The organism is Vibrio sp. Vb0667 (assembly GCF_033391095.1).
Map to the genome: position 1 here is coordinate 1 of NZ_JAWPOL010000283.1, position 1176 is coordinate 1176.

A 1176-nucleotide genomic window follows, 5' to 3' on the forward strand; every position below is an offset into this window, starting at 1 on the left:
AGAAAAGAGAGCCTCATGTCATCTCATCCAACAAAAATTACCTTTTTCGAATTTCTCACGCCATTGATCACTTCTGGCCAAAAGACCATCACTATTCGTGACGAATCAGAAAGTCACTATGTACCGAACACAGAAGTAGAAGTATTCACTTTGGAAACTGACCGTAAGGTTTGTGATATCAAGATCTTGTCTGTTGAGCCATTAAACTTTGATGAAATCAACGAGTTTCACGCGGAACAAGAAGCCATCGAATTGCCAAAACTCAAACAGTTGATTCGAGAAATCTATCCGGATATCGATAAGCTATTTGTTATCGAATACGAATTGATCAAAAAGTAGACCACAAAAAACTAGACGACTGGTCTAATTCATCTTATAGTACCGCCCATGAACGCAAAAACAAATGACACACGCCAACACATTCTCGACGTCGGATACGAATTGATTGTTACCCGAGGGTTTACGAGTGTTGGACTTTCAGAGCTACTAAAAACGGCCGAAGTGCCAAAAGGCTCGTTTTATCATTACTTCAAATCTAAAGAACAGTTTGGTGAGGCAATGATTCAAGATTACTTCAACAAGTACTTTGAACAATTGACTGCCCGCTTCACTAATACCGAGCTCAATGGCTACCAACGCTTAATGAGCTACTTTGAAGAAATGGTAAAAGTAGAAGATGATGTCTGTAATGCAAACAAATGCTTGTTAGTGAAGCTAAGCGCCGAAGTGTCAGATTTATCGGAGCCTATGCGTATCGCACTGCGTCGAGGCGCTGATAAGACCATTCAAGCTATGGCTGAGTGTATTGATGTCGGTATTCAAGATGGCTCTATCCCAAACGGTGATAGCGCATTATTGGCCAGACAGATTTATTATCTTTGGAATGGCGCAAGCTTACTGAACAAACTGTATCAAGATCAGGAAGCGCTCACGCAAAGCCTGACCTATACTCAACATCTACTGCAAAACACGCGTACTTGCCCATAACAAGTAACGTTAAAGTAAGATGAATACCCTACACGTGTTTCATTTGGGCTATTAACCTTTTGGAACACACTAAATCTTCCCGCTCTAAGAGCGGGATATTTTGGAATGAACACTAGACGACCGGTCTAATCTATAAGTGAGATAAACATGACTAACGCAACCAATCGTAGAATCGTCCTAGCATCACGC

At 41.2% G+C, this 1176-nt stretch carries 2 protein-coding genes; both read left to right on the forward strand.

The genetic code is table 11. The annotated features are described in order from the left end of the window. Positions 1–15 precede the first annotated feature (15 nt). Positions 16–339, forward strand: coding sequence for a N(4)-acetylcytidine aminohydrolase (gene yqfB, locus R8269_RS25290; protein ID WP_005485079.1), 324 nt, complete (start codon positions 16–18; stop codon positions 337–339). A gap of 48 nt (positions 340–387) precedes the next feature. Further along, a complete protein-coding gene (locus R8269_RS25295) occupies positions 388–987 on the forward strand; it encodes a TetR/AcrR family transcriptional regulator (RefSeq protein ID WP_005463060.1) in 600 nt (199 codons plus the stop codon). Positions 988–1176 lie beyond the last annotated feature (189 nt).

Bases quoted from the DNA above. Each gene is read 5' to 3' on its own strand.
- yqfB (WP_005485079.1), top strand. From the start codon at position 16: ATGTCATCTCATCCAACAAAAATTACCTTTTTCGAATTTCTCACGCCA.
- R8269_RS25295 (WP_005463060.1), top strand. From the start codon at position 388: ATGAACGCAAAAACAAATGACACACGCCAACACATTCTCGACGTCGGA.